Annotated in this window: 25 protein-coding genes; 14 read left to right on the top strand and 11 right to left on the bottom strand. The window is 50.3% G+C overall.

The features are described from left to right. Nucleotides 1-245: 245 nt before the first annotated feature. Together MWU63_RS15965 and MWU63_RS15960 are read left to right on the top strand one after the other, a co-directional pair. Nucleotides 246-734 (top strand): Rrf2 family transcriptional regulator, encoded by a 489-nt coding sequence (locus tag MWU63_RS15965; protein ID WP_213890359.1) that lies wholly within the window; start codon nucleotides 246-248, stop codon nucleotides 732-734. Continuing rightward, nucleotides 731-1,420 (top strand): hypothetical protein, encoded by a 690-nt coding sequence (locus MWU63_RS15960; RefSeq protein ID WP_213890358.1) that lies wholly within the window; start codon nucleotides 731-733, stop codon nucleotides 1,418-1,420. The genes MWU63_RS15965 and MWU63_RS15960 overlap by 4 nt, the downstream gene beginning before the upstream one ends. 156 nt (nucleotides 1,421-1,576) lie before the next feature. Here MWU63_RS15960 and MWU63_RS15955 read toward each other — a convergent pair whose 3' ends face one another. Together MWU63_RS15955 and MWU63_RS15950 are read right to left on the bottom strand one after the other, a co-directional pair. Next, complete coding sequence (locus MWU63_RS15955; protein WP_213890357.1) at nucleotides 1,577-2,173, bottom strand: hypothetical protein; 597 nt, start codon at nucleotides 2,171-2,173, stop codon at nucleotides 1,577-1,579. Between the two features lie 163 nt (nucleotides 2,174-2,336). Further along, nucleotides 2,337-2,906: a TetR/AcrR family transcriptional regulator gene (locus MWU63_RS15950; protein ID WP_247078664.1), complete on the bottom strand. Its 570-nt coding sequence runs from the start codon at nucleotides 2,904-2,906 to the stop codon at nucleotides 2,337-2,339. A gap of 348 nt (nucleotides 2,907-3,254) precedes the next feature. Between MWU63_RS15950 and MWU63_RS15945 the strand changes: the two genes are divergently transcribed. Further along, the gene (locus MWU63_RS15945; RefSeq protein ID WP_247078661.1) at nucleotides 3,255-4,064 is read left to right on the top strand and encodes an alpha/beta hydrolase; all 810 of its coding nucleotides are present in this window, start codon (nucleotides 3,255-3,257) and stop codon (nucleotides 4,062-4,064) included. A gap of 38 nt (nucleotides 4,065-4,102) precedes the next feature. Further along, complete coding sequence (locus tag MWU63_RS15940; RefSeq protein ID WP_247078653.1) at nucleotides 4,103-4,729, top strand: isochorismatase family cysteine hydrolase; 627 nt, start codon at nucleotides 4,103-4,105, stop codon at nucleotides 4,727-4,729. Nucleotides 4,730-5,150: 421 nt separating this feature from the next. Here MWU63_RS15940 and MWU63_RS15935 read toward each other — a convergent pair whose 3' ends face one another. The 5 genes from MWU63_RS15935 to MWU63_RS15915 form a co-directional block, all read right to left on the bottom strand. Further along, entirely contained in the window at nucleotides 5,151-5,702 is a 552-nt protein-coding gene (locus MWU63_RS15935; RefSeq protein WP_247078651.1) for a carboxymuconolactone decarboxylase family protein, read from the bottom strand. 125 nt (nucleotides 5,703-5,827) lie between these two features. Continuing rightward, nucleotides 5,828-6,055 (bottom strand): glutaredoxin domain-containing protein, encoded by a 228-nt coding sequence (locus MWU63_RS15930; RefSeq protein WP_247078649.1) that lies wholly within the window; start codon nucleotides 6,053-6,055, stop codon nucleotides 5,828-5,830. A gap of 50 nt (nucleotides 6,056-6,105) precedes the next feature. Next, a complete protein-coding gene (locus tag MWU63_RS15925; RefSeq protein WP_213890351.1) occupies nucleotides 6,106-6,675 on the bottom strand; it encodes a carboxymuconolactone decarboxylase family protein in 570 nt (189 codons plus the stop codon). 65 nt (nucleotides 6,676-6,740) lie between these two features. Then, nucleotides 6,741-7,322, bottom strand: a complete 582-nt coding sequence (locus tag MWU63_RS15920; protein WP_213890350.1) for a TetR/AcrR family transcriptional regulator — start codon at nucleotides 7,320-7,322, stop codon at nucleotides 6,741-6,743. Nucleotides 7,323-7,394: 72 nt separating this feature from the next. Continuing rightward, nucleotides 7,395-8,312 (bottom strand): AraC family transcriptional regulator, encoded by a 918-nt coding sequence (locus tag MWU63_RS15915; protein WP_213890349.1) that lies wholly within the window; start codon nucleotides 8,310-8,312, stop codon nucleotides 7,395-7,397. A gap of 124 nt (nucleotides 8,313-8,436) precedes the next feature. Here MWU63_RS15915 and MWU63_RS15910 point away from each other — a divergent pair, with 124 nt between their 5' ends. Then, nucleotides 8,437-9,246 carry a cysteine hydrolase gene (locus tag MWU63_RS15910; RefSeq protein ID WP_213890348.1) on the top strand — a complete coding sequence of 270 codons (810 nt, stop codon included), beginning with the start codon at nucleotides 8,437-8,439 and terminating at the stop codon, nucleotides 9,244-9,246. A 201-nt stretch (nucleotides 9,247-9,447) separates the two neighbouring features. Then, on the top strand, nucleotides 9,448-10,632 hold the full coding sequence (locus tag MWU63_RS15905; RefSeq protein WP_213890347.1) for an NnrS family protein: 1,185 nt from the start codon (nucleotides 9,448-9,450) through the stop codon (nucleotides 10,630-10,632). 5 nt (nucleotides 10,633-10,637) lie between these two features. Here MWU63_RS15905 and MWU63_RS15900 read toward each other — a convergent pair whose 3' ends face one another. From MWU63_RS15900 to MWU63_RS15885, 4 genes are read right to left on the bottom strand one after another with little or no spacing between them, the layout of a single operon-like run. Beyond that, on the bottom strand, nucleotides 10,638-11,774 hold the full coding sequence (locus MWU63_RS15900; RefSeq protein ID WP_213890346.1) for an ABC transporter permease: 1,137 nt from the start codon (nucleotides 11,772-11,774) through the stop codon (nucleotides 10,638-10,640). Further along, nucleotides 11,771-12,700, bottom strand: a complete 930-nt coding sequence (locus tag MWU63_RS15895) for an ABC transporter ATP-binding protein (RefSeq protein ID WP_213890345.1) — start codon at nucleotides 12,698-12,700, stop codon at nucleotides 11,771-11,773. The genes MWU63_RS15900 and MWU63_RS15895 overlap by 4 nt, the downstream gene beginning before the upstream one ends. After that, nucleotides 12,700-13,653 (bottom strand): HlyD family efflux transporter periplasmic adaptor subunit, encoded by a 954-nt coding sequence (locus tag MWU63_RS15890; protein ID WP_247078647.1) that lies wholly within the window; start codon nucleotides 13,651-13,653, stop codon nucleotides 12,700-12,702. The genes MWU63_RS15895 and MWU63_RS15890 overlap by 1 nt, the downstream gene beginning before the upstream one ends. A 1-nt stretch (nucleotide 13,654) precedes the next feature. Next, a complete protein-coding gene (locus MWU63_RS15885; protein ID WP_247078645.1) occupies nucleotides 13,655-14,308 on the bottom strand; it encodes a CerR family C-terminal domain-containing protein in 654 nt (217 codons plus the stop codon). A 532-nt stretch (nucleotides 14,309-14,840) separates the two neighbouring features. Here MWU63_RS15885 and MWU63_RS15880 point away from each other — a divergent pair. From MWU63_RS15880 to MWU63_RS15845, 8 genes are all read left to right on the top strand, one after another. After that, complete coding sequence (locus tag MWU63_RS15880; protein WP_213890342.1) at nucleotides 14,841-16,175, top strand: serine/threonine-protein kinase; 1,335 nt, start codon at nucleotides 14,841-14,843, stop codon at nucleotides 16,173-16,175. Next, nucleotides 16,172-17,308 (top strand): FHA domain-containing protein, encoded by a 1,137-nt coding sequence (locus MWU63_RS15875; protein WP_246531775.1) that lies wholly within the window; start codon nucleotides 16,172-16,174, stop codon nucleotides 17,306-17,308. The genes MWU63_RS15880 and MWU63_RS15875 overlap by 4 nt, the downstream gene beginning before the upstream one ends. After that, nucleotides 17,292-18,245 (top strand): protein phosphatase 2C domain-containing protein, encoded by a 954-nt coding sequence (locus MWU63_RS15870; RefSeq protein WP_213890425.1) that lies wholly within the window; start codon nucleotides 17,292-17,294, stop codon nucleotides 18,243-18,245. Before MWU63_RS15875 ends, MWU63_RS15870 begins: the two co-directional genes overlap by 17 nt. After that, nucleotides 18,242-19,519, top strand: coding sequence for a hypothetical protein (locus MWU63_RS15865; RefSeq protein ID WP_213890341.1), 1,278 nt, complete (start codon nucleotides 18,242-18,244; stop codon nucleotides 19,517-19,519). The genes MWU63_RS15870 and MWU63_RS15865 overlap by 4 nt, the downstream gene beginning before the upstream one ends. A gap of 138 nt (nucleotides 19,520-19,657) precedes the next feature. Then, the gene (locus tag MWU63_RS15860; protein WP_247078642.1) at nucleotides 19,658-21,724 is read left to right on the top strand and encodes a dynamin family protein; all 2,067 of its coding nucleotides are present in this window, start codon (nucleotides 19,658-19,660) and stop codon (nucleotides 21,722-21,724) included. Nucleotides 21,725-21,749: 25 nt separating this feature from the next. Beyond that, nucleotides 21,750-22,724, top strand: a complete 975-nt coding sequence (locus tag MWU63_RS15855) for a dynamin family protein (protein WP_213890339.1) — start codon at nucleotides 21,750-21,752, stop codon at nucleotides 22,722-22,724. A 177-nt stretch (nucleotides 22,725-22,901) separates the two neighbouring features. Next, nucleotides 22,902-23,285 carry a hypothetical protein gene (locus tag MWU63_RS15850; RefSeq protein ID WP_213890338.1) on the top strand — a complete coding sequence of 128 codons (384 nt, stop codon included), beginning with the start codon at nucleotides 22,902-22,904 and terminating at the stop codon, nucleotides 23,283-23,285. Between the two features lie 38 nt (nucleotides 23,286-23,323). Next, entirely contained in the window at nucleotides 23,324-24,133 is an 810-nt protein-coding gene (locus MWU63_RS15845) for a hypothetical protein (RefSeq protein WP_213890337.1), read from the top strand. Nucleotides 24,134-24,157 lie beyond the last annotated feature (24 nt).

The raw sequence follows: 24,157 nt of genomic DNA, 5'->3' as shown, positions 1-24,157 counted from the left end.
CTTTGCTCTTTATACGTCAAAATTGGTTGTCAGTCAGTTCATCCATTATTTTACATAGACAGCAAATTCGCCACCGAACAAATTCACTTATATTTTACGTCGAAAAAGAAACAAGTCGAAAATTCCCGAAGCCGATAGAAGATAACTCTTTCGTGAGGATGCTATTTTAAGTTGTGCTCCGCTCCGTTTTCCTGATATTCGGATATTTATTATCCGCTTTTACCTACAAGTGTCTGGAGTTCCAAATGCGATTGAATGAAGGCGTTGAATGGGCTGTGCACAGCTGTTCGCTAATGGCCTCACTGCCGGAAGGTATGGCATTGCCTGCTCGAAAGATCGCCGAGTATTTCGATTTGCCTGAAGCCTATCTCGCAAAGATAATGCAGCAATTGTCGGTGTCACAGATCGTTACGTCGCGGCGTGGTCCAGGTGGCGGCTATCGCCTAACCAAATCACCAGACGAAATTTCACTTCTCGATATCGTTGTTGCCATTGATGGAAATGAACAATGTTTTCAGTGCACCGAAATCCGGCGCCGCGGGCCAACAGCATCAACCGACGCAATATACAACCTGCCCTGCGGCATCGCCCGATCCATGTGGAAAGCGGAACAAGCCTGGCGAAATGAGCTGTCCAAAGTGTCGTTAAGAGACATTCAAATGATGGGCTTTCAGGAAACCCCGAAACCGCAGCTTGAAAAAGCTGTGGAATGGTTCAAGGAGACTTTAAGTTGACGATCAATGACACAGGTGTTTCGTCCCGACCGCGCCAAATAACCATTCGCAAAATACACAAAATCAATGCGGTCTTCTTGATTGTTTTTCTGGTTTTGCACCTCGCAACACACCTGAGCGGCATTTTCGGGATTTCGACCTACAATTCAGTCCAGTCTGCACTCAGGCTGATTTACGGAAACCTGCTTGTCGAGACAGTTCTCATCGTCTCGATCGTGACGCAGCTTATCGTTGGAGCAATTCTACTCGTCAGATCCCTGCGTCGCGGCAAACCCGTTGGGTTTTGGCCTTGGGCACAGGTACTGTCTGGCGGTTTTTTCTTTGTATTCATGGCACAGCACCTTTATTCGCTTTGGTTCGCACGCGTCATTTTTGACCTTGATACAAACTTTTACTGGCCTGCTTCGGTCATGACCGGCCCCCCGTTCATCTACTACTTCATCCCTTACTACTTCTTCGGAGTATGGGCCGTGATTACACATATTGGTGTTGGTGTGCGGTATCGGGTGCTTGATGCCGGAAACAAGATCGCGGCAGACCGCGTTGGCGTTGGAATTATCGTTGCAGGCGCATTTGTTTCAGCTCTTATTTTGCCAATCCTCTCCGGGGTGTTCTTTGAAATTGAAATGCCGCAGGAGTGGATAGACTATCTGCGATTTTACGACCCTGATTTTGTTCCTTGGTAGTTGGGAAAAGCTCGAAAAGGGTTTCTTGGGCAATCAACCGGGGCCATCGTCGAGCGAAGTGATTGCACACCATAACCGTGAACCTACGTGACCTTTGGATCTCAGCAATAGGGTCTTCGGATGAACAAAAGTCTGTAAGATTAACCTCTCAAGTTTCTAGTCGATCAGACGAATCGACCTAACAAAAACACCCGTTTCCGTACCCCTTCCAATAACAAAAACCTGACCGCCTATCTCAAGCGAACGACCGAATTCTTCGGAAGAACCGCAGAACTCGTCGAACATATACGGCAAGCCTGCGAACCTGATTGGGTTTCGGCATTTTTGATCAACCCACCGCTTCGATTTGGCAACGGTGAATGGGGCTTCAATTTCAACGCCAGCAATCACGGCACCAATCATCGGTCCACCCACTGTTACAGCATAGCTTCCGATCATAAACCCAATTGAAGGAACAAGGAGCATTGTTCCAAATTTCTTCAGTTTCCCCGTTCCGTGGTCAGTGATCTTGAAGGCTACGGCCACTCCCCAAGACAACAAAACCGCTGAAATGGAGCCGGAGACAATTGCCGGAATGCGAGCTTGGGAAACCCAATCAGGCGACGGCAAGTACTGGACGCCAATGAAATACTCGACGCCAATTGTTTTGTAAACTACCGGACCACCTCCAAGTAGCAACCAAAAATAAATAGTACCTCTGATCCAATAGGGCAGCCGCTTGAACGGCTTTTGCTGTCTTAAGTCTTTATTCATGGATTGATGTTTGCATTCACGTTTTGGCGATGATGTGGCAAAGTCCGGGTAAGTTTTTTTTCGGCGCAGCGTCAGTTTGCGTTGCGCTCGAACCCGACCTTTACCAAAAATAATTGGTTCTAATTGATCCGACTGGAAAAGGTCCACACAACACCTGTGCGGATCAGGCCCTAAGCTCGTCCATTTCGATTTCTTCGAAGATTTCCGGGTCACCCAAAGACCGTGCAACAATCAACGCGCCTTCCATTGTAGAAAGCGCTTTTAAGGCAGCCTTTCTAAGTGTTTTCTCTGTCTGCGCCCTGCCCCAGTCTGTTCTGCTAAGCGCAGTCACGAGCCAGTCTGAGTTCAAAAGAAAAAATGATCGGGTCTGGTCCGCAACTTCTGACGGCAGGTCAGCCACTTCAGCGCCAAGCATGCCACATAAGCACATCAGCTTTTCTTGTTTAAGTGAATACCGCGCCAGTTCGCGTACCTTTTCCAGAACTTCGTTTGCGTCGTTGGATGCGTCTTCCGGATTTCCCAGCGTCTTGAGGAAGTTTTCTGTGTAGCGCCTGGCTACGGCGACACCCAAGGCGCCTTTCGTTGGATAATAGTAATGAACCGACGAGCTTTTGACGCCCACCGCATCTGCGATTTCTCTGAAGCTGACTCCGTTGTAACCCCGAGAACGTATCATCGTTTCTGCAGTGTCGAGTATTTTCACTTCGTAGTTCTGAGCGCTCTTTCGGGACATCAGCATTTTCCTGTTACACCTATCGATAGATAGAGGTTGACGGCGCTTCCAGCAAGCGCTATTTACTCTTCTTGTCTATCTACTGATAGATGCATTAAGGGAGCAACATGGAACCCAACGAAGAACTAAACACTATCGGCGGCTTTAATATGTCGTCCTAACCCCATGAAAACCGGTGACTTTTAGATGTCGTTACCGGCGTCATGGCGGGCGAAAAGCCACCACTCATCTGTAAACCTGAGGCCCCAGACCCCTAAAAATCAGGAATAGACAATGCCTGCCGCAACAAACTCCGCCCCCAAAAGGCGAACATTTTTCCAAACTCTCAAATCAATAGGAGCAACCCTAATGGGAAATTCAACTGCACCCACTCTGGCCCACCACACCGTTGGCAATGGGCCTGAAAAAGTTCTGATGCTGCACAGCTGGATCGACAATTCACACAGCATGGACAACATCACCCCGTACCTTGATACAGATGCATATACCTTTGTTTTTGCTGATCTTCGTGGCTACGGTGGCTCAATCGACATCAAGGGTGAATACACCTCAACTGAAGCAGCAACCGACGCGTTCAATCTTGCAGATCACCTTGGCTGGGACCGTTTCCACCTGATGGGTCACTCCATGAGCGGCATGATCTCTCAGCGTGCAGCACTGATCGACTGGACAAGCGGTAAAAAGCGGCTGAAAAGCGTTGTTGCAATTACGCCTGTTACGGCAAATGGTTACCCTGCAGACGAAGACACCAAAGGTTTCCTTCAAAGCTCTATCCACAACGCTGAAGTTGCCTCGCAACTTGCAGCGGGCCTGACTGGCGGCCGCCTGTCCATGAAGTACTGTACCGCAGTTGCAGAAGCGAACATTGCGTCCTCTTCCGCAGATGCGATGCTAGGCTACTACAACATGTGGGTTGGTGAAGATTTCTCTGAAGAAGCAAAAGCAGCCTCGATCCAGACCCCATTGCTGGTCATCGCAGGAAAGCAGGATCTGCCCGGATTCCAAACCGACTACTACAAAGAAACTTTTGGCGCCTGGTATCCAAAAGTTGAGATCAAAACCATCGACGAAGCAGGTCATATGCCAATGTATGAAACACCCCTGATCCTTGGCGCGATGGTTGAAGGCTTCCTGAACGAACAAACCGCCGCTGCTTAATAGCGAAAAAAGCGTAAATTCGTTGTAAGGAAAAGGCGATGGTGCCCAAGATCAATATCGACCAACTGGCGATAGTACTTGTTGACAACAACAATGAATTTCTTTCGGAAGAAGGAAAACTCTATCCGCTCGTTGAACCGATGACTGAAGGGGGTGCCATCGTTGGCCGCATGAATTTACTATTGGCATCTGCGAGACAAAGAAACGTTCCTGTCTTTCACCTGCCACTCAGTTTTTCATCAGATTATCAGGAAATGGGAACCAACCCATACGGGATCAACGCGACGATAAAAAACGCCGGCGCGCTCCGCAAAGGAACCTGGGGCGCTCAGGTCGCTTACACAATTGATACGGCAAACGACACTGTGATCGCAGGCAAATCCACCACCTGTGCTTTTGCGTCGACAAATCTTAACGAAGAACTGAGAAACCGCGGAGTTAGGCAAATTATCCTTGGTGGTCTTCTGAGCAACATCTGCATCGAATCCACGATGCGCACGGCCTACGGATACGGTTTCGAGGTGTTTGCCCTGACCAACTGTTCGGCTGCACTAAGCCAGGAAGCGCATGAGAATGCAGTAGAAAACAACTGGCCGATGTTTTCCTATCCAATTGATGTTGAGAAACTTGTTTCAAGTCTTCGAAAAACGCGCTGGGTCGCTTGAAACTGTTCGATCTGAAGAACTTCCCAGCTAAAATGGATGTCAGCAGACACTGGGAGAATATTCTCAATTCAAAACAATAGAGTGAGGGCGCTCTGGTAGAATGCCAAGCGTTCGCGTGCCACTCAGTTATTTATTGAATTCGGAGCAGGTTTTCCTACGCTGGAATTTCTTTTACATGTTAGCCGCAGTTTTCCTGAGCTTACTCAAATCGCTTTCGGCGATCGGATCTGCGAGCCCCCAAGTGCTTGGAAGCACCTCTTTAACAGAAACCCAACTTAGCATTCGGACACCTTCAGTTTCCACAGCCTCGACAGAGTCTGTGACTTTGTAGACTATCCGTTTTTTCAGGAGAAACCTTAAATAGTCTCCCACTCCCGTAACATGAACGGAGCACATGTTCCGACTCCCTTGTTTAACTGAATTAAGCTTCCTTCGTCCAAGCAGCGGCACTGAAAGCGTCATCAAGCGGTGTTTTGGCGATATGTGTTGTGTAGTTTGAGATCGTTTTAAGCCCGACACCCAGTACAACCTCCAGCGCTTGCTGTTCCGCATATCCGGCATTGAAAAAGGCCTGAATGTCGTCCGGAGACGCCCAACCCTGCGCGGCTACAACCGCGCTTGTGAAGCGGCGTAAAGCTTCTAGTTTTAGATCCTGAATGGGCGATCCTGTTCGAATGGCCTGAACAATTTCGCTCGGCACTTTTTGCATTTCTGAAAACGTACTGTGAACCGCCATGCAGTATTCACATTCGTTTTCGTAACTTGTTGTTAAAAGGACAACCTGACGTTCCGTTGGTGAAAAAGACGTGCTTTCGAATATCTTCGCCACGGTAAGATACCCCTCAACCAGGCTAGGTGCCGTTGACATGACGCCAAGCAAATTGGGTACAAAACCATATTTCTTCTGGGCAGTCGTCAGAATTCCCCTCGCACCCTCAGGCGCTGTTTCAGGGGTTTGAACTGGAAAGCTCATTACTTCGGCCTTTCGGTTAGATTTCCACCCGAGGAACGATTGCTCCAAACCAGAGACGTAGTCTCGGGCAGGTGTTATTTTTTTTTGCGGGTTAAAACGAGTGTACGGCTTTGCTATTCCGGGCGTCAGGCCTGCAACTTTTCCTGAAAATCCTCGAACCCGCCGACGTGCTGACCATCTATAAATATTTGCGGAATTGTCTTAGCTCTGGGCAGTCGGTCGCGCATTTCCAGCATTACTTCAGGTATGCTGACGTCTCGTTCCCTGAACGAAAAATTCTTAGACACCAGCAATTGCTTTGCAGCGACGCAGTAATCGCAGCCAGGACCTGTGAAAATTTCAACTTCTTTCATCGGATTCTCCCGTGGAGTGTAAAGGCGGGCAGTCCCTGCCCGCCCTGAATTTAGTGAGCGACTTTTAGAATTGGGTCGACGCCATCAAACATCGGTTCAAGCTCTACTCCGAGCGCGTCACCAAATTTTGAAACAGCGATGTATGTCGTGATGACAAACGCCGCATCAACGATTTGTGCGTCCGTCCAATGTTCGTGAAGACGATCCCACAGACCTTTTGAAACGCGGTTGGCGTCCTTGCCAATTTGCACGGTGAAATCCAGCAACGCCCTTTCGCCTTCGGTGTAAAGTTCGCTTGTCTTGTATTTCTCACCTTCCAGATCTGCGATCTTTTCATCTGAAATACCCAGCATGTTTGAGACACGCTCATGCTGGACGACGCAATACTGGCACTCGTTATTCTGCGTCGCTTTCAGGATCAAAAGTTCCTTGGTTTTCCAGTCAAGTGCGCTGTCTTTGAGGATGGCCATAATTGTGTCTGTGAACGCTGTCCCGTATTCAGACTGATGGCCAAAGACCTTGAAGATGTTCAGAAGCGCCTGAAAACGCTCTTCTGAACGGTCATAAAACGCGAGCGTTTCTGTATTCGCCTGATCGCGTTCCACATAAGATACTGTCATGTCATTCTCCTTTATTTATCCGATCAAACATCTTGGAATGATCGTTCTAGTTTGCTTAAATTTTTTTAGGCGAGCAGTGCCCTCGTCTGTGCAACAATTGAGTCTCGTGTCGTCTGAGGGGCACCAGAGCGCGTCAGAACGCGCAACCCCATAAATGATGCAAGAAGTGATTTTGCCATCTCACCCGGGTCAATCTGCTCAACGAAACAATTTGCCTGCTTTGCAGCGCAGAGCTGTTTCTTGAAAAAAGTCTCAACGTTGCCAAGGCTTTCACGCGTGATGACAGAAATAGCCGGATCATGTGGTGCACATTCAACTGCTGTATTGACGATAAGACATCCAGCTGGCTGATCCGATTTGTCATCAGATTTTGCCGCTGCCTCAAACGCTGCGACAATCGCCTCTTTTGGATCAGGCATTTCTGACAGCGCACCCAGAAAACGGGCGCTGTAGTTTTTTTCGTACCGGTCAAGTGCCGCAAGAAAGATGTCCCGCTTGCCGTCAAAATTTGCGTAGATGCTTCCGCGATTAACGCCAGTCGTCTTCACCAAATCGTTGATCGACGTACCCTCATATCCATGCGCCCAAAAGGTGTGCATCGCCTTGTCAATGAACTGATTTGTGTCGTGTTGCTTCTGACCAACCATGATTCCACTCTCTTTGATATATCCGTACCCAAACCTGAACGATCGTTCAAGAATAATTTTCAAACCCGCCAACTAGTTCTTAGAACGGCTTTTCTGGCGAAAGTTCTGAGGGGCCAAACCTGTAAGACCTTCAAACATCCTGCTGAATGCGCTGCGACTGCGAAATCCTACAACTTCGGCAATCCGCTTTACGGGCACATCCGTTTCCTCGAGCATTTTTGCAGCACGCTGAACGCGTAGATTGCGCAAAAGCTCCATCGGGCCACTGCCGTAGGCGTCGGAAAAATGTTTCGCAAAGGTAGATCGGCTCATCCCGACAGCCTCTGCAAGACTTTCAACTGAATGAGCCCCCCCAGGCGCATCCAGCATAAGACGCAGTGCCTTCCAGACCTTTTGATCTTCCAAAGCGCCCATCCAAACCAATGCCCGATCCTGCGCTGACAATCGTTTGCGCAAAATTTCGATCATGCATTGCAAAAGCAGGGCCCGGATCATCGCATTGCTGCCAAGGCCGGGGTTCGAAATTTCGTTTATAATTATGCGCAGAGAAGATTGAATCTCGCTTTTATCGCCAACCCGTTCAACAATTGGTTCGCGCACCAGATCAATCAGATCGCCAGTGCCGTCCAACCCAACCGTGACATGCGTGCACAGCGCTACAAGCTGGCTGTTACCATCCAGTTCCTTTGCCTCAAGAAAATGCTCTGCAAGGTTCAGCTTTGCCGGGCTGCAGGCGGGAAAAAGATCTCCACCATCCCCAAAGCTTCGCAATGTGTGCGAATGCATCGCCGGAACCAGCACGAGCGACCCTTTCTGAACAGAAATACGCTGGCTATCTGGCAGAACAATTTCCCCCTGCCCGGCAAGTATGTAGTGCAAGGTTGCAGTTGGCCTGCGCCCTAGCCCCAAATCGCATTCACCCCGAAGCTCACACAGCGCGAAGGGTTCTGTGCTGACTTCCATTCTGTCGAGAACATATTCAAATGACATAGCCAATAATACCGCTCTCAAGGACGAACTGATACATAAAAATATCAAAAAAGCACGAAAATCGGACCAAAAGGCACACCTGATACTCCACTTTCCTGTTATCGAATAGAAAAGGGAGATCGATATGTCCGATGACCATAGCCACATGAGCCGGCGTGATGCGCTACGCGGTGGTATTGTAGCAGGGGCTGCCGCAGCCGCCACCGTTGCTGGTGCAACCGCTGCAAATGCGCAGACTGATCCATATGCAGATCCGGCAGAACCTGCACTGCCGCCAAGCAACATGAAGCTTGATCTGTCAAGAACTGCACTTGTTGTGACAGATCCACAGAATGATTTTCTAAGCCCGGATGGCGTTACCTGGGGCGTTGTTGGTGAAAGCGTTACCAAACACAACACGGTCAACAACATCGAGCGGCTCTTTCAGGCAGCGAAAGCACAGGATCTGACGGTCGCCGTTTCACCTCACTATTACTATCCAACAGACCATGGGTGGAAATTCGAAGGTGCACTTGAAAAGCTCATGCATAAGATCGGTATGTTCGATCGTGAAGGCCCGCTGAATGTCGATACTTTCGAAGGATCGGGTGCAGATTGGCTGGAACAATACAAACCCTACATCAACGACGGCAAAACCATCGTAACTTCACCGCATAAGGTCTACGGGAATGAATCGAATGACCTCACGCTGCAACTGCGCAAACAGGGGGTAGACCAGATTATTCTGGCTGGCATGTCTGCGAACCTTTGCACGGAATCGCATATGCGCGAACTGATCGAACAGGGTTTTGAGGTTGCCGTGGTGAAAGATGCAACCGCCGCAGCCATGTTGCCCGAAGGCGATGGATACCTCGCCGCTTTGACCAACTTCCGCTACATCGCGAATGCTGTCTGGACAACTGATGAAGTTGTTGAACTGCTGGCTGCTGGCTAAGGCCTTATACACATACACGCGCGCGGGGTTTTGCCCTGCGCGCTTTTAACCGGCGAAAGTAACGCGAACCCAGCAGGGATCATGACGCATCGTCGCATGATCAAAACGCCGGTTGAACTCCTTAACTGACAGGTCCAGTAATTGGGGCGATCAGGAAGCACCACACGTAACGTGTTTCAACAAGACTTTTTTGGAGTTCAAATGGCCAAGATCGCACCCAAAGCCTTTGGCGGCCCGGTTCTTTTCAGCTATGGTTTCAGGCCCTTTTTTCTAGGTGCAATCGTCTTTGCTTCGCTTGTCATCCCCTTCTGGGTCGGTGTTTTCCAAGGAACATTTGAACTTGGGGGATTTTTTTCCCCAATTGATTGGCACATTCACGAAATGCTGTTTGGTTACACCGCAGCTGTAGTCAGTGGCTTTCTGTTCACCGCAATTCCCAACTGGACAGGCCGTATGCCAATCAAGGGCTGGCCCCTTGCTTTGCTTGCTGCCCTTTGGGTACTGGGGCGACTGGCAATGCTTGGGATTTCAGGATTGAGTCCGCCAGCCGTGGCCTTGATTGATTGCGCGTTTCTGGCCGCAATCGGAGCGATGATTTTAAGAGAGATTATCGCCGGTCAGAATTGGCGCAACCTGAAAGTTGTGGTTCCAATTCTGCTGTTTCTGGCCGCGAATCTTCTATTTCATTTCGAAGTTTTGACACAGGGTGGCGCAGATTACAGCCGCAGGTTGGGCCTTGCTGTGGTGATCTTTCTGATCACCTTGATCGGTGGCAGGATCATTCCTAGTTTTACGCGAAACTGGTTGGTCAAATCCAACCCCGGCGCGTTGCCCATTCCCTTCAATCGGTTTGATGCGGTTTGCCTTTTGGCAGGTGCCATCACACTGGTCGTTTGGGTTATTTTACCAGATGCACCCGCAACAGGCGCCCTGCTTTATGTCGCTGCCGCACTGCATCTTTTCCGGCTAACACGCTGGAAAGGTCACCGTACACCTGCGTCGCTTTTGTTGCTTATGCTGCACATCGCCTACGCCTTCATCCCACTGGGCTTTCTGGTGCTGGGGCTCGGTCATACTGTCGCCGCGCTGCACCTTCTGGGCATTGGCGCAGTGGGCGGAATGACGACCGCCGTGATGATACGTGCAACGTTGGGACACACCGGGCGCTCGTTAGAAAGTGGCAAAGCGTTGGGAGCAGGGTTTATTCTGATTATCCTGGCTGGCATAATGCGCAGCGCTGCCTCTGACGCCTATCTTCTGGGGCTTTCCGGGCTTGTGGTTTCTGCAACACTTTGGACCGTTGGATTTGGTTTATTGTTCATTTGGCTCGGCCCCTGCCTTTGGTCGCCCAAAGCCGGCCGTAAAACACCGAACCAACCTGCCTGAGCCTATCAGTCAAGCGTGCGCCGGAACCGTAAAAGCGCAAGCGCCGCGTATGCCAACACGAATAGCAAAAGGGCGGCGAGCGGAGCCTGCACCGTTTCAAAATTAGCCCCCTTCAGCATGACACCCCGGATCATTCGTAAAAAATGCGTCAACGGGAAAAACTCTCCAAGTACCTGAGCCCATCCCGGCATCCCCCTGTAAGGAAACATAAAACCCGAAAGCAGCAGTGATGGCAGGAAAAAGAAGAAAGTCAGCTGCATGGCCTGCATCTGTGTGCGTGACAAGGTTGAAATCGTGTACCCAAGAAGGACGAGCGAAAGCACAAAGACAAAAACACCAAGCAGAATAAGCGAAAGCGTTCCGACAAATGGCACGTTGAACAACAGCTTGGCAGCGGTCAGGACGACAGCGACCTGCACCGCACCAACCACCAGATACGGCAAAACCTTACCCAGCATGATCTCAAGGGGTGTGACCGGCATCGCGAGCAGGTTTTCCATTGTTCCGCGCTCCGTCTCGCGCGTCAGTGCCATTGAGGTCATCATGACCATGGTCATCTGCAGGATCACACCCAAAAGCCCCGGCACAATGTTGTACTGCGTTATCCCTTCGGGGTTGTAGCGGCGGTGCACGACGACTTCGAGCTGGCTGCGCGCACGTTCAGCGGCTTCTGCCTCCGCCCCCCTTTCGTGCAGCAGCGCATTCGCCGCAACCGTGCCAAGTGTCGAGATTGCGCCAGAGGCAACAGCCGGGTCTGTAGCATCCGCCTCAATCAGCAATTGCGGCCTTTCCCCCCGTTCCACTCTGCGCCCAAAATCTGAAGGGATCGTCACAACGAATGACACTACGCCTTGCGCAATCAGGTTCTCGGCCTCTTGTGCGCTGGCAGTCACGTAGTTGAACCGGTAATACCCGGTGAGCTCCAGAGCAGTCACAATAGCGCGGGTGTAGCGGTCTTGCGTCGGGGCCACCAACGCAGCAGGGAGCTCTTTTGGATCACTGTTGATCGCAAATCCAAACAGGACAAGCTGCATCAGTGGCACACCCAGCATCATTGCAAAAGTGATCCGGTCGCGGCGCATCTGGATGGCCTCTTTCACCAACAATGCATAAAGCCGCCTGAGTGAGAAAAAATGCCTCATGAAACGCCCCCTTCATCGCCAGTCATTAGCTGAATAAAGACATCTTCCAGGCTCGTCTCTGCCTCTGACATCGTTGTTTTTGTTTCTTTGGCGACTTGTGCGACCGACTTTTCCAGCAGCTTTGCATCTTGGCCAACAACGTGAAGTGTCAAGCCAAATGGAGCGATCTGATCAACACCCGGTGCGCCCGCCAGCATTTCGGCAGCTTTCGCAATTCCTGTACCCGTTAAAATGAACGTGCGCAGTTTTGCATTTTTCACGACTTCAGACACCGTTCCGCTGGCAATCAGACTTCCCTGAGAAATGTAGTTTATCCGGTGGCAACGTTCTGCTTCATCCATGTAGTGGGTCGAAACCAGAACGGTCAGCCCTTTTTCTGCAAGCGCATGAATTTCATCCCAGAATTCGCGCCGTGCTTTGGGGTCCACGCCCGCGGTTGGCTCATCCAGCAACAAAAGTTTGGGCTTGTGCATGATACAGGCCGCAAGAGCCAAACGCTGTTTCCACCCCCCCGACAGGTTTCCCGCCAATTGGTGCTGGCGCACCGTAAGCCCTAAATCTGAAAGCGTGTTCTGCACATGCTCTTGCGCGGGGAAAAGTTGATACAACCCCGCAACGAAGCTAAGGTTTTCGGCGATCGAAAGATCTTCGTAGAACGAAAACCTTTGTGTCATGTAGCCGACTTCGCGTTTGATCCGTGCGGCATCACGCAAAAGATCATAGCCTAAAACGCGCCCGGTTCCGGCATCCGGCGTGAGCAACCCGCACACAAGCCGTATCGTCGTGGTTTTGCCAGAGCCATTTGGTCCAAGAAAACCTGAAATCTCTCCCTGTTCAACGGTAAGTGACACCTGATTCACAACAGTTTTCTTGCCAAACCGTTTTACCAAGCCCTGAACGTCAATCGCTGGTTCAGGCACATTCATTACTCGTGATCCAGATAGTCAACATCGACAATCTGGCCTGGCTTTAACGCATCAGCCGTGGTGTCAGGGCGCGCTTCGATCAGGTAAACAAGTTTTTGTCGGTTCTCGACCGAATAGATGACAGGCGGCGTAAACTCCGGACTGTCCGATATATAGGTTACCGTCGCGCGGGCCTCATCACTACAGCCATCGCAATTCACACGAAGGCGCGCGCCAAGGGAAATTCCTGAAATTGCGGGTTCTGGAACATAAAGGCGTAGAACAACGGCACCTTCGGGTAACATAGAAATAACAGGGGCTTGAGGTCCGGCCACTTCTCCGGCGGTGCGTAGTATCTCAAAAACTGTTCCGGCGGCCGGGGTATTCAATATGCGTTTCTCCAACTGCCAGGCAGCAGCATCACGGTGCGCCCTGACCTGCGCAACATTGGCCTCTGCAGCGGCAATTTCATTTGGCCTTGCCGGAAGACGCGCGACAGCAAGATTCGCCTCCATCTCGGAAACGCGTGCCACCGCCACATCACGTGCGGTTGCTACGGCGTCGAATTGGGCTTGCGAGACAATTTCACGGGCAAGCAAACTCTCAAATCTTGCAACTTCTTTTTCCACTTCTGACGCCTGAGCACGCGCAGAAGCAAGCGATGCTTCGATCACATGAATCTCGTCCTCGCGCCGCCCTTCAAGCAGGTTGGCCAATTGGCTCTCCGCGCCAGCCAGCGCCGCGACCGTTTCAGCAAGGTTTATCTCTGCGTCCCGCTGCTCGGTTGTTGCGAGGATTTGACCGGCAGCGACTGTATCACCTCGTCGCACATGTATGGTCTCGATCTGAGTTGTTGCGACAGGGGCGATCAGAACATACTCCCCCTCCACATAACCAGTCGCTAAAGGTAACGGTGGGGAACAAACCGTAAAAAGCGCGCTGATCAATGGGATTGAACACAAAAAGGCTGTCATCTCATTCCTCGCTTGCCGCTGCTAAGGCGGCATGAAGATTTCTTTTCAGAAGGCGCACAATGCGGTCGGCGTCTTGCCTCTGGATTGTTTCCCACTCCATTCGGCGTAAAATCACAGGCTTTCCAATGCGAAAATAGAGCAGTTGACCAATCATGCTAAACACAGCTAGCCGGGTGTCTTCGCTTTCAGGGTCTGTTCCTGTCGCACCCCCCCAAGCTGCACAAAGTTCGCGGTGCTTGGGCTCGATCATGGTTTGATATATGCCGTCAAGTACCGGACCATCCTCATTAATCTCACGAAGCATGAAAGATAAAATATCTTCGGCCCGCGCGCCAAGCAGGAGAAAGCGTGCCATCGCTTCTATTGTATTTTCCAGATGCCGGATCGCCTGATCCTTGCTGGCAAATGGCGTCTTCACGCCGTTCTGAAGAACTTTGGTCATTTGCGCTGCAATCGCCTTGCCGCAAGCAAGACGCAAACCATCTTTCCCACCAAAGTGGTATGCAATGGCGGCTATATTCGCGCCTGCTCGCGCTGAAATTTCTCGCGTTGATGTTCCGTCAAAACCTTGCCGTCCGAACAAATGCAGCGCAGATGAAATCAACGCCTCACGGGTTGGTTCTGTTTTTTGTTTTGAGGACGTGGGCTGGGTCAAATTCAATCCTCTGCTTTCGAGCTATATTAAATCAATCGTTTGATTGTGTCGAGATGAAAGACAATGCCCCTTTTGATTTTCCCGTTCGCATTCAATGTAGCGTCAAATCAATCTGCCAAATGCAAACTCGAGAGCCAGTTGCGAAACAGTGATTCCGCAGGGGCATTAGGATCAGGGTGCCCCGAACAGTTTTGAAAGCGATAGAGCACTCGCAAAATTCACCAACCCGTTCGGTGTCTAAAATTGCAAATTTGACTATAGAATCCATCGCTGTAACGTATCTCAGGTACGAAAAGTAAGCCTTTGTTTTTAAAGCTTATTAATTATTTAGATGACCTCCTGAAATCGCATCGAGCGGCGCTTAAATCCAGCGCACTCTCTAGTTTCCATAGCAATGACAATTGGTCACAATCCAGTCGCATTGTTTATGAACTTGAACATTATTTGGCCAAAGTCCTACGCGAATATAGTTCCAAGCACGAAATCCGATGGCTCTTTTTGCCGTCATTTGAGCAAAAATGTGTAGGGACGTATGAACTCGGCACTCAACATGAATGGTGATCTTACTTCGGCCGAAGTCTCTGATGAGCTTCGGCCCGGAACTCGACTTTTGCACGGTCAGTACGTCATTGAAAGCTTTCTGAACGTCGGAGGCTTTGGACTGACATATCTGGCACGGGATAGCCTGGATCGTACTGTTGTCATCAAAGAATGCTTTCCAGGGTCGCTTTGCACAAGACAAGACAACATTGTCCGGGCCAGGTCTAATTCCAATCAGGAAGAGTACAAATCAATTGTCCGCATGTTCGTGCAAGAAGCGCGTCGTTTGGCGAAGCTGGATCATCCCAACATCGTTGGGGTTCATCAGGTCTTTGAAGACAACGAAACAGCATATATGGCACTCGATTTCATCGAAGGTCAGGATTTGCTCGACATTATCGAAGATGATCGTCACCAGCTAAGTCCAGATCAGCTTCGCAACACGCTGTTAAAGCTTCTCGATGCGATCGCCTTTATTCATGATCACGGCATTCTGCACAGAGATATCTCGCCGGATAATATATTGCTCGAAAAATCTGGCAGTCCGGTCCTGATCGATTTTGGCGCCGCACGCGAAAAAGCATCCCGTGCAAGCAGAGTTTTATCAGCATTGCATGTGGTGAAAGACGGGTATTCGCCACAAGAGTTTTATATCGCCGGAGGGAACCAAAGCCCTGCAGGTGACATCTACGCGCTCGGAGCAACATTCTATCATGTTTTGACAGGCGAAGCGCCACCAAACAGCCAGACGCGGCTTGCTGCAATCGCTGCAGATGAACTTGACCCATATGTGCCGCTTCTGGGGCAACTCGAAGAGTATGACGAGGATTTTCTTGGAGCACTGGACAAGGCGCTTAACGTTTTCCCGAAAGACCGCCATCAATCTGCACAGGAATGGCTGCATCACATAGATATGAAGAAGCGCCGTGAAGCCGCGCTGGAGCGCGCGCAAAAGGACACAACGGTTGAAAAATCAATCTCTCAGTTGGTTGCAGAGACAAATCAGGCCGTCGTTCAAGCGAAGAAACAGGAAGCCCTTCACGCAGAAAAATTCAAAAAGTCGCCACCCGTCGTTGAGAAAAAGCCATTCTTCGACTGGTTGGATGACGAGGATTGGCTGAAGGACCACAAACCTGCAAAGCCTAAGAAAGTTAGGGCTGCAAATCCGTTTTCCAAAACGCAAACGGAGAACTCCGCAGAGACAAGAAAACCCAACGAAAGCAAAAAACGCCCGTGGTTTCTCAGCGCCCTTAGTAAAGGGCTGAAGGGCCGCATCTGGGCTTCGAAAAGAGGTTCAGAAAAACATTATGGAAAGGTAGAGCTATGAACTTGTTCAAAAGAATAGTCCCGGGACAAAACCGCGAGGACAAACCAGAAAGCGCCATCACAGATGGTGAAATGGTCCAGTTTTTTCCGGAGACGGGTGAGCCGCGTCAAAAAGGCAACACCCAGTTCGAAGGGTCGGGTTTTCTTGAGAACAATGATCAAAACATCCTGGACAACGCAACACTCAACATGAGCGAACCATCACCTGACGAGTTTGCGCCAAACTCTGATGACCTGGCGCCAGATACCCGGTTCGGGGATGTTACCGGAGAGAGCCATACAGCAGTCCCTCCCCAAGTATCCCTTTCTGCCGAACAGCCTGCCAGCCCTTCCACAACGATGCAAACCACAAGTCTTGAGGACAGGTTGGCATCACTGAGCCAACAGGCAAGACCTGAATACAGTTCCGAAACCGCAGATCAGACGCTGAACACCCAGTTGCGTTCAGCGTTTCGGGAACTCCCACCAGAGCAACCGCAGGAAACTGAAACAGACGCAGCTGCAATGGCAGCCGTTCGTGGCATGTACTCTGAAATGCAGGAACACTCGGTTGTTGCAAAAGAACAAAGCCCGGTGGTCAGCCAAACTCCGGACGTTGATACAACACCGCAAGCCGTTGAAGTGCCCGCACCTTCCGCTGGGCGTGCCGGTCGCCGCTCAGGTCGTGTCAAAACCCGCCTGCTCGGATTTCAGCATTCTTCCGACGCTGAAATAGATCCTCTTGCTGCCGCAGCCGGCAACGCAACGGCCCGCGACGACGTGAAATTTCCGGTCGGATGGATCGTTGTGGTCGAAGGTCCCGGCCTTGGATCAAGCTTTACACTCTTTAGTGGTGTATCCCCGATCGGTCGTGGCGAAGACCAATCCGTGAAACTCGATTTTGGCGATACCAGCATCTCAAGGGTAAACCATGCGTTGGTTGCGTATGACCCAGAGCAAAGAAAGTTCTTTCTAGGTCATGGTGGCAAAGCCAATATCGTTCGTCTGAACGATCAGCCGGTTTTGAGCACCGAAGAGATGACCAACAGCGATCTTATTCGCATTGGCGAAACGACACTTCGTTTTGTTGCCCTTTGTGGCCCCGATTTCGAATGGAGCGCTGACCAAGAGGACGACCATGTTACGATCATGTAACATCGAGTTCGACGCTGCTTCGGCTATCAGCCAAGGCAAGCGTGCATACCAGGAGGACGCCCTGATCACCGATTTTCCAATCGGTGGGGATTTGGGTGTCGCCGTCCTTGCTGACGGGATGGGAGGCCATGCCGCAGGTGATGTAGCGAGTAAAATTGCAGTAACCGAAGTCTTCAGTGAACTAAAGTTGCGAAGCGGTAATATTGATACTTTCGCACAAACCGCACCACGCGTACTGCGCGAGGCTGCGTTGGTGGCAAATGAATGCATCAAGAACCACTGTCATGCCAACAGAGAAACCAAAGGGATGGGAACAACACTTCTTGCCCTCACGTTTCTCAAAAGCCGACTGTTTTGGATTTCAATTGGCGACTCTCCTTTATTTCTATTTAGGAACAACAGGCTGAGGCAAATAAACGAAGATCACTCGCTTGCACCTCAAATTGACCTGATGGTTAGATCGGGTCAGATGACAGAAGAAGAAGGAAGGTACCATCCGGAACGCAGCTGTCTTACTTCAGTCGTATGTGGTGGTGGCATCGCCAGGATTGATTGCCCGGAAAACGCCCTGCTTCTGTCAGATGGGGATATCCTTGTTCTCGCGAGCGACGGACTCCAATTTCTGAGCGACGACGTGATCGCGAATATTTTACACGCCAACCAGGCCAAAAGCAGTGCCGAAATTACACGCATTCTTTTTGAATCCTTGGAAAAGCAAGGCGACCCAGATCAGGATAATTTTGCCTTTTCTGTCGTCAAGGTACGTGAAGAAAACAAAAATGCGCTCGAACGCACTCCGAAAAACAAAAATAAACTCGCGGTGGTAGCGCAGCGCCAACAACACGAAAACAGCCTGGTGGATCTGGCAAGAAGTGCCTTGCTGAAACTTACCTTCTTTTTTCGTGGTGCTGCTTACTCTCGAAAGGGAACACAATGAACTACGAACAAATATTAACCAGTCTTAAATCAACGCTTGAATCGGATTCCGTTCCGGCAAGCGCGCGTAAGACAGGTGAAAATTTGCTGAGCAAGCTGACGTCGCCCATTAGGATTGCAATACTTGGATTACCGAACAGTGGCAAATCGCAGCTTCTGAACATGCTGGCTGGAATGAGAATTATTCCCGACGGCATGAAGCTGCCAACACTCGAACTTACGGCTGGCCCACTTCCCCGCACTGCAATAACGCGTAACAATCAGGTCGTACATCACTTTGACCGCATTGCGCTTGAGCCAACAGATGTCACCGACGCGCAAAGCATCTTCATCGAAGCGCCAATACCGATCCTTGAAAAAATCAGCCTGCTGGAAGTGGTTTCGGACGGTTCTCTGCCAAGCCAAACAGCTGCTGTTAAATGGGCAACTGAGCATTCAGATATTCTGATTTGGTGCACACAGGAATTCAGCGATCTGGAGCTTTCCCTTTGGAACAACGTATCAGACGCTCTGAAAGACCATGGGTTTATGGTGCTGACCAAAGCAGATGAGCTGCACAGAAGCGGTGTCTTATCGCAGCGCATCGCAGCGCTTCAGAATATCGTAGCAGATGAATTCCACAGCTTGTTGCCAGTGGCCACTCTTCAGGCCGTCAAGGCCATGGACACAGAAGGCACCCGGGACGAGGCCGGATTAACGGCCAGCGGCGGACGGGCTGTTCTGGGCGCTATAATCAAACACGTAGAACAAGGCCGGCGCGCCGATGTTGACAATGCACGTCTGTTCCTGCTGCGCTACGGAGCCCAGTTTACGAAGGAATTTTCCGACGCAAGAGGCCCAAAACCTCTTTCTGCAATTTCAGAAATTGGCGGGAACCGAGGAGGGCCCAGACTGGTCCCCCAGCCCGGTAAAGGCGTTGCTCCGGTAATCGAAGCAGCGTCTAATAAAGAAGACGCGGATAGAAAGCTCCTGAAACAGGCCCTTGCCTTTTTGCAAGAGAGAGCTGCGAACCTGACGGAAAAACTTGAAAACGGAGATTCAGAAGGATTTGAAGGTTTGCTGATCAAATGTGCTGCGACCGCAGACGAACTTACTGAAATGTTCAGCGAACACGAAATCAGCCGCGAAGATTGTTATGCGCTTCAGAACGACATCATGGAAGCATCGGAAATGATGCTGCTGCTTACACTGGAAAAAGGTGTCGAACCCGCAGAAGATGCCGTAACAATTTTGCTTCAGATCAGACGCGAAATAGAACTCAGATTGGCAGCGTAGCCACGGACAATTTTCGCCGGAGAAACGCCACATAATCGCCACGATGTAGCGAATATTATGCCTAGTTGGGTCTTAAGTATGAATCTGTTGCCATGGCATGAACAATGAAAGCTTAGTTATGAGTTGGGCAGGTATAAAATGAAAGATGAGAGTGGTCTCTCAGCGTTGCATAGTGCAGCGACCGATGCCTCGAACGTCCATCTGCTAAAGATTGGGTTCGAAGGGCTAGAGGGTTTTCTTGCCAAAACCAATGACTTGGATTCCGTCCTTCGTGATCTCAGCGAAATGGATGACGCGAACACCCGTAAAAGCGCGATCGCCCTGCAAAAGCAACTTCACGCGCTAGAGCCGAGCGTGACCATGGTCGGACAGGTTAAATCCGGCAAAACATCGCTCGTGAATGCGATGGTCGGGTACCCAAATCTTTTACCAGCGGATGTCAATCCCTGGACCTCGGTCGTGACATCTTTGCACATTGACCCAACTGCCTCAAAATCGAGCAACAGAGCGAAGTTCAAATTCTTTGATCAAGATGAATGGTCACGCCTCATCGAAAAAGGCGGTCGAATGGGCGAGTTGGCAAGCCGAGCAGGCGCCGACGAAGAGCTTGAAAAGGTCAAGCAGCAGGTCGAAGAAATGCGCGAGAAATCACGCACACGGCTTGGCCGCCGATTTGAACTTCTTCTCGGACAAGAACATGACTACGACAGTTTTGATGAGGAACTGATCAAAAGATATGTCTGTCTGGGCGATGATTTTGGCGATGACGATACTTCGACTTCCACCGATGGTCGTTTTGCCGATATCACGAAATCCGCCGATCTGTTCATGCAACGCGCAGAGGTGCCGCTAAAACTTTGCATACGCGACACCCCCGGCGTCAATGATACTTTCATGATGCGAGAACAAATCACAATACGCGCGATCCGTGACAGCCGCATATGTGTGGTTGTTTTGTCTGCCCATCAGGCGCTTTCCACAGTCGACATGGCTTTGATCCGGCTCATTTCGAACATCAAGTCACGAGAAGTCATTATCTTCGTCAATCGGATCGACGAACTCTCAGACCCTGCCACGCAAATCGACGAGATTGAACAAAGTATTCGTGAAACATTGCGCACCCACAACGGGCCAGCCGATGCTCAGATCATCTTTGGCAGTGCCTACTGGGCTGGTAACGCGCTTTCAGCAACACTCAACTGCCTGTCACCCGACAGTGCTCAATCGTTGTTGAACTGGGCGGAAAAAACTCTTCACGCAAGCAAAAAAATTGACACTCCACAAGAACTGGTTTGGAAACTATCGGGCATCCCATCTCTTTACGCAGCGCTTTCTGAACGAATTTCAGAAGGTATTGGTCAAGACGCAATTGAAAAAATTGCGCGCTGTGCCAGCAACCTCGCCAAAGGGATAGAGGCCGCGAGCCACCGCTTGGCGTCATGCCCGGACGGCGCGCCAACGTTCTGTATGGACAAGCAGACTTTGCTTTCGGAACTGGAAAGAATTGAAACCCGCAGCCTAAGAAAACTTGAGACTGATTTCGAAACACTCGTTTCTAGCTACCATTCACGCCTGGAAAGATCTCATAAAAGCTTTCTGGAACGCGCCACTGCGTCGCTGGTTATGCATCTCGAGAAATACGGTGAAGATGTAATCTGGACCTATGAGCCAACCGGTTTACGGCTCTTGCTACGTTCGGCTTACCAAATATTTGGAGCCAACACGCAGAAAATGACGAAAGATCTGTTTGACTCTGCCGCCCGTGACATCAGCGAGATATACAAACAAGCCTTCGGTTTAGAGGATAACTTTGAAATCGAAGCTCCTGTTCCTTCTCGTGTCCCGCCGCCTATTGTAATCGGTCAGACAATCGCACTCGATATCAAAGGCAACTGGTGGAGAAACTGGTGGCAGCGCAAGCGTGGGTATCAAGCGTATGCTGCCAACTTCAACGAAATGATCATGGCTGAAACAGACCCCATCGTGCGTGACCTGAAGGTCACTCAGGTGGCATCAGTGCAAAATGACGCGACATCAACGCTTAAGCAGTTTCTAGCTGAACAAAGATCGACTTTGCTGGGCTTTGGAGAACACGGTGGTTCCAACCAGGAAGATTTCGATGGAATTTTCGGCAGTCCGGAAACAGAAGGACGACTGAACGCGATGAAAAATACTATAGCAAACCTCGCCAGGGATGCTGCGTAAAGATCAGAACAAAGGGGTTCATAAAATGACAATCGCCGCACTTCCTGCACCTTCTTCTGGTGATAGCGAAACAAGAAAACCCAGAATCGCGCTCATGGGCGAATTCAGTGCGGGCAAAAGCACGCTCTCCAATCTCTTGATTGGGTCTACCCCGCTTCCGGTAAAGGTGACGGCGACGCAGCTTCCTCCGGTCTGGATAGCCTATGGCGACAAAGACCCCTTTCTCGAAGACTTGGACGGAAATATCCATCCTGTCGATCTGAATGAACTTGACATCGTTGACCCCAATGAAACACGGGTGATCCGGATTTTCCTGAAATCCGATATGCTCGAACTTTGTGACCTGATCGACATGCCTGGTATTTCTGATCCCAATATGTCACCCGAAAGATGGGAACCAATTTTAGATCACGCCGATGGCGTTATCTGGTGCACCCATGCAACGCAGGCTTGGCGCCAAAGCGAGGCCGCAACCTGGGCGTCGATGAAGCCCGAACTTTACAACAAAAGCCTTTTGTTGCTGACACGTTACGACAAACTATTAAACGAAGTAGATCGGCAGCGCGTTCTAAAGCGCGTTAATCGCGAAACAAAAGATATGTTCGCCGGGTGCTTTCCAATTTCACTGGCTGAAGCTGTTGCAGCAAAGGACGACCGTGAGAAATGGGAAAACAGCGGCGCAGAAGCATTTTCTGAAAGGTTGGTCGAGATACTCAATCAACTTTCTAACACCCTTGGTGGAGGTTCAGACCACTCTTCTGATTTCGCGTTGAAAGACACACTGATTAACAAAGCTACCCCGGCGCATGATGAAGATAAAAGAGCACCAGATGGTGCCGTGCAGCCCGGCTGGGTTGTGCCCCGCCGTGTCAAAATAGCGAGCTCGAACATCGGTGAGCGCCCGGGACGACCATCACGCGTCGGTGGAGGTCCACCGCATTCCAGAGATACCGTTCATGAAGCCGTGGATGATGAAAACCGAAAATCACAACCGCTCTGAGTATGTCGTTTCGGATTCCGGTTGAGAATATTGATCTTTGTCTTTCCCGCGATTCCGAAACTAAGAATGTTCCAAATTAAAAAATGCAAATTTCAAAGAAACATTTCGCGTTTCATTTGATCAGTTTACGTTTACACTATCTTAACAAACGTTTCAGAAAACTGACAAAGAACTTAGATGAATATCTCGCGGCAGCTGGACACCTTGCTTCAGGACTTTCCGAATTGCGAAACCGTCGCTTTCGCGGATATTTCGACGGGTTTGGTTCTGTGTTCGAGTACGCGCAAAACCATGAGCCGGGGGCAATTGGATGCGCTTTGTGCTGCTGCGATAGAACTGCTCAACGGAAAGCAGGCCAGTTTAGCTTCGGCAACACTGGATCCGAATGGAAACGCAAAGGTGCAGGAAGCACTGCTTATGGAAGATGGGCTTTTAAATATTTTCGTGCGTTCTTCAGTTGTTTCGACAGAAGCGCTTTGTTGCATTTGCGTGCCCGAAATAGAGATAGATTCCTTTATTGATCGGGCTTGTTCCGAACTTGCCAATTTCGATACTGACTAAGATGCGGGAAAGAAACGTAAGAGAGTGGGTCTGCAATTGTGAACGATATCAATAGGCTCAAGAGCAAGCTGGAAAAGCTGGGTGCTGAGGAATTTGGTGCAAAAAGCGACGGTCACGTCTTTAAGGTCAGCAACCTTGATGAAGTGATGACAGTAATGTTGCGCGAAATTGACGAGACATTACTTGGTCGTGAGCTTGAGTTTAGAAACGATCGCGGCGATATGATCGGGCTTGAGGTCTCGGGCCGGCGCTTGCTTTGCGTAAGCAAAGTTTTACCTGAAAGACTGGCCACTTCTTTCAAGTCTCTTTTGAAGGTTGCGACATTTGATGCGCATGGGCCCGAAATCGACGACATGGCACGGTTGCTGGACGCATTTTCAGAAGAAGCGACAAAACTGAAAGTAACCTCACACGGCCTTTCCCGGGCGATGGGGTCTTCAGAGGTCGGATGCTCACCAGATTCTTTGGCGCAGGCGTGGTCATTGGATGCCGTGGAAACAACCGAAGAAAATGAGGAAAGCGCGGTCGCATCCTTTCTTGCATCTTGTCGGGATATCGCCTCTGCATGGATTCAATTGAAAGAGGGCTCAGTTACTAGAAAATCTGGGGATGAAGCCTTGATTGAACGCCTCGTAAGCCTCGCAAGCGACGGTTTCTCAATCCCCGATATTGGGCTAAAGCAAGGCGGGAACTCTGCAGAAGCCAAAAGATGCATTGTGCTAAGATCTCCGTCACTGGAACAACACTCCGTTCTTTTTGCAGAGAATGAAAACCGCGCCGCGCTCGTGCTTTTCCCTGCAGAAAACCTTTCGCAAGTCATCTCCAAATGGCATAGCGCCGTCGCCTGAAATCTGGTTTTGAACGCACCACGG

The organism is Pseudohalocynthiibacter sp. F2068, from assembly GCF_023015645.1.
Taxonomy (GTDB): domain Bacteria; phylum Pseudomonadota; class Alphaproteobacteria; order Rhodobacterales; family Rhodobacteraceae; genus Pseudohalocynthiibacter; species Pseudohalocynthiibacter aestuariivivens.
This window is presented reverse-complemented; position numbering and strand designations above follow the sequence as displayed.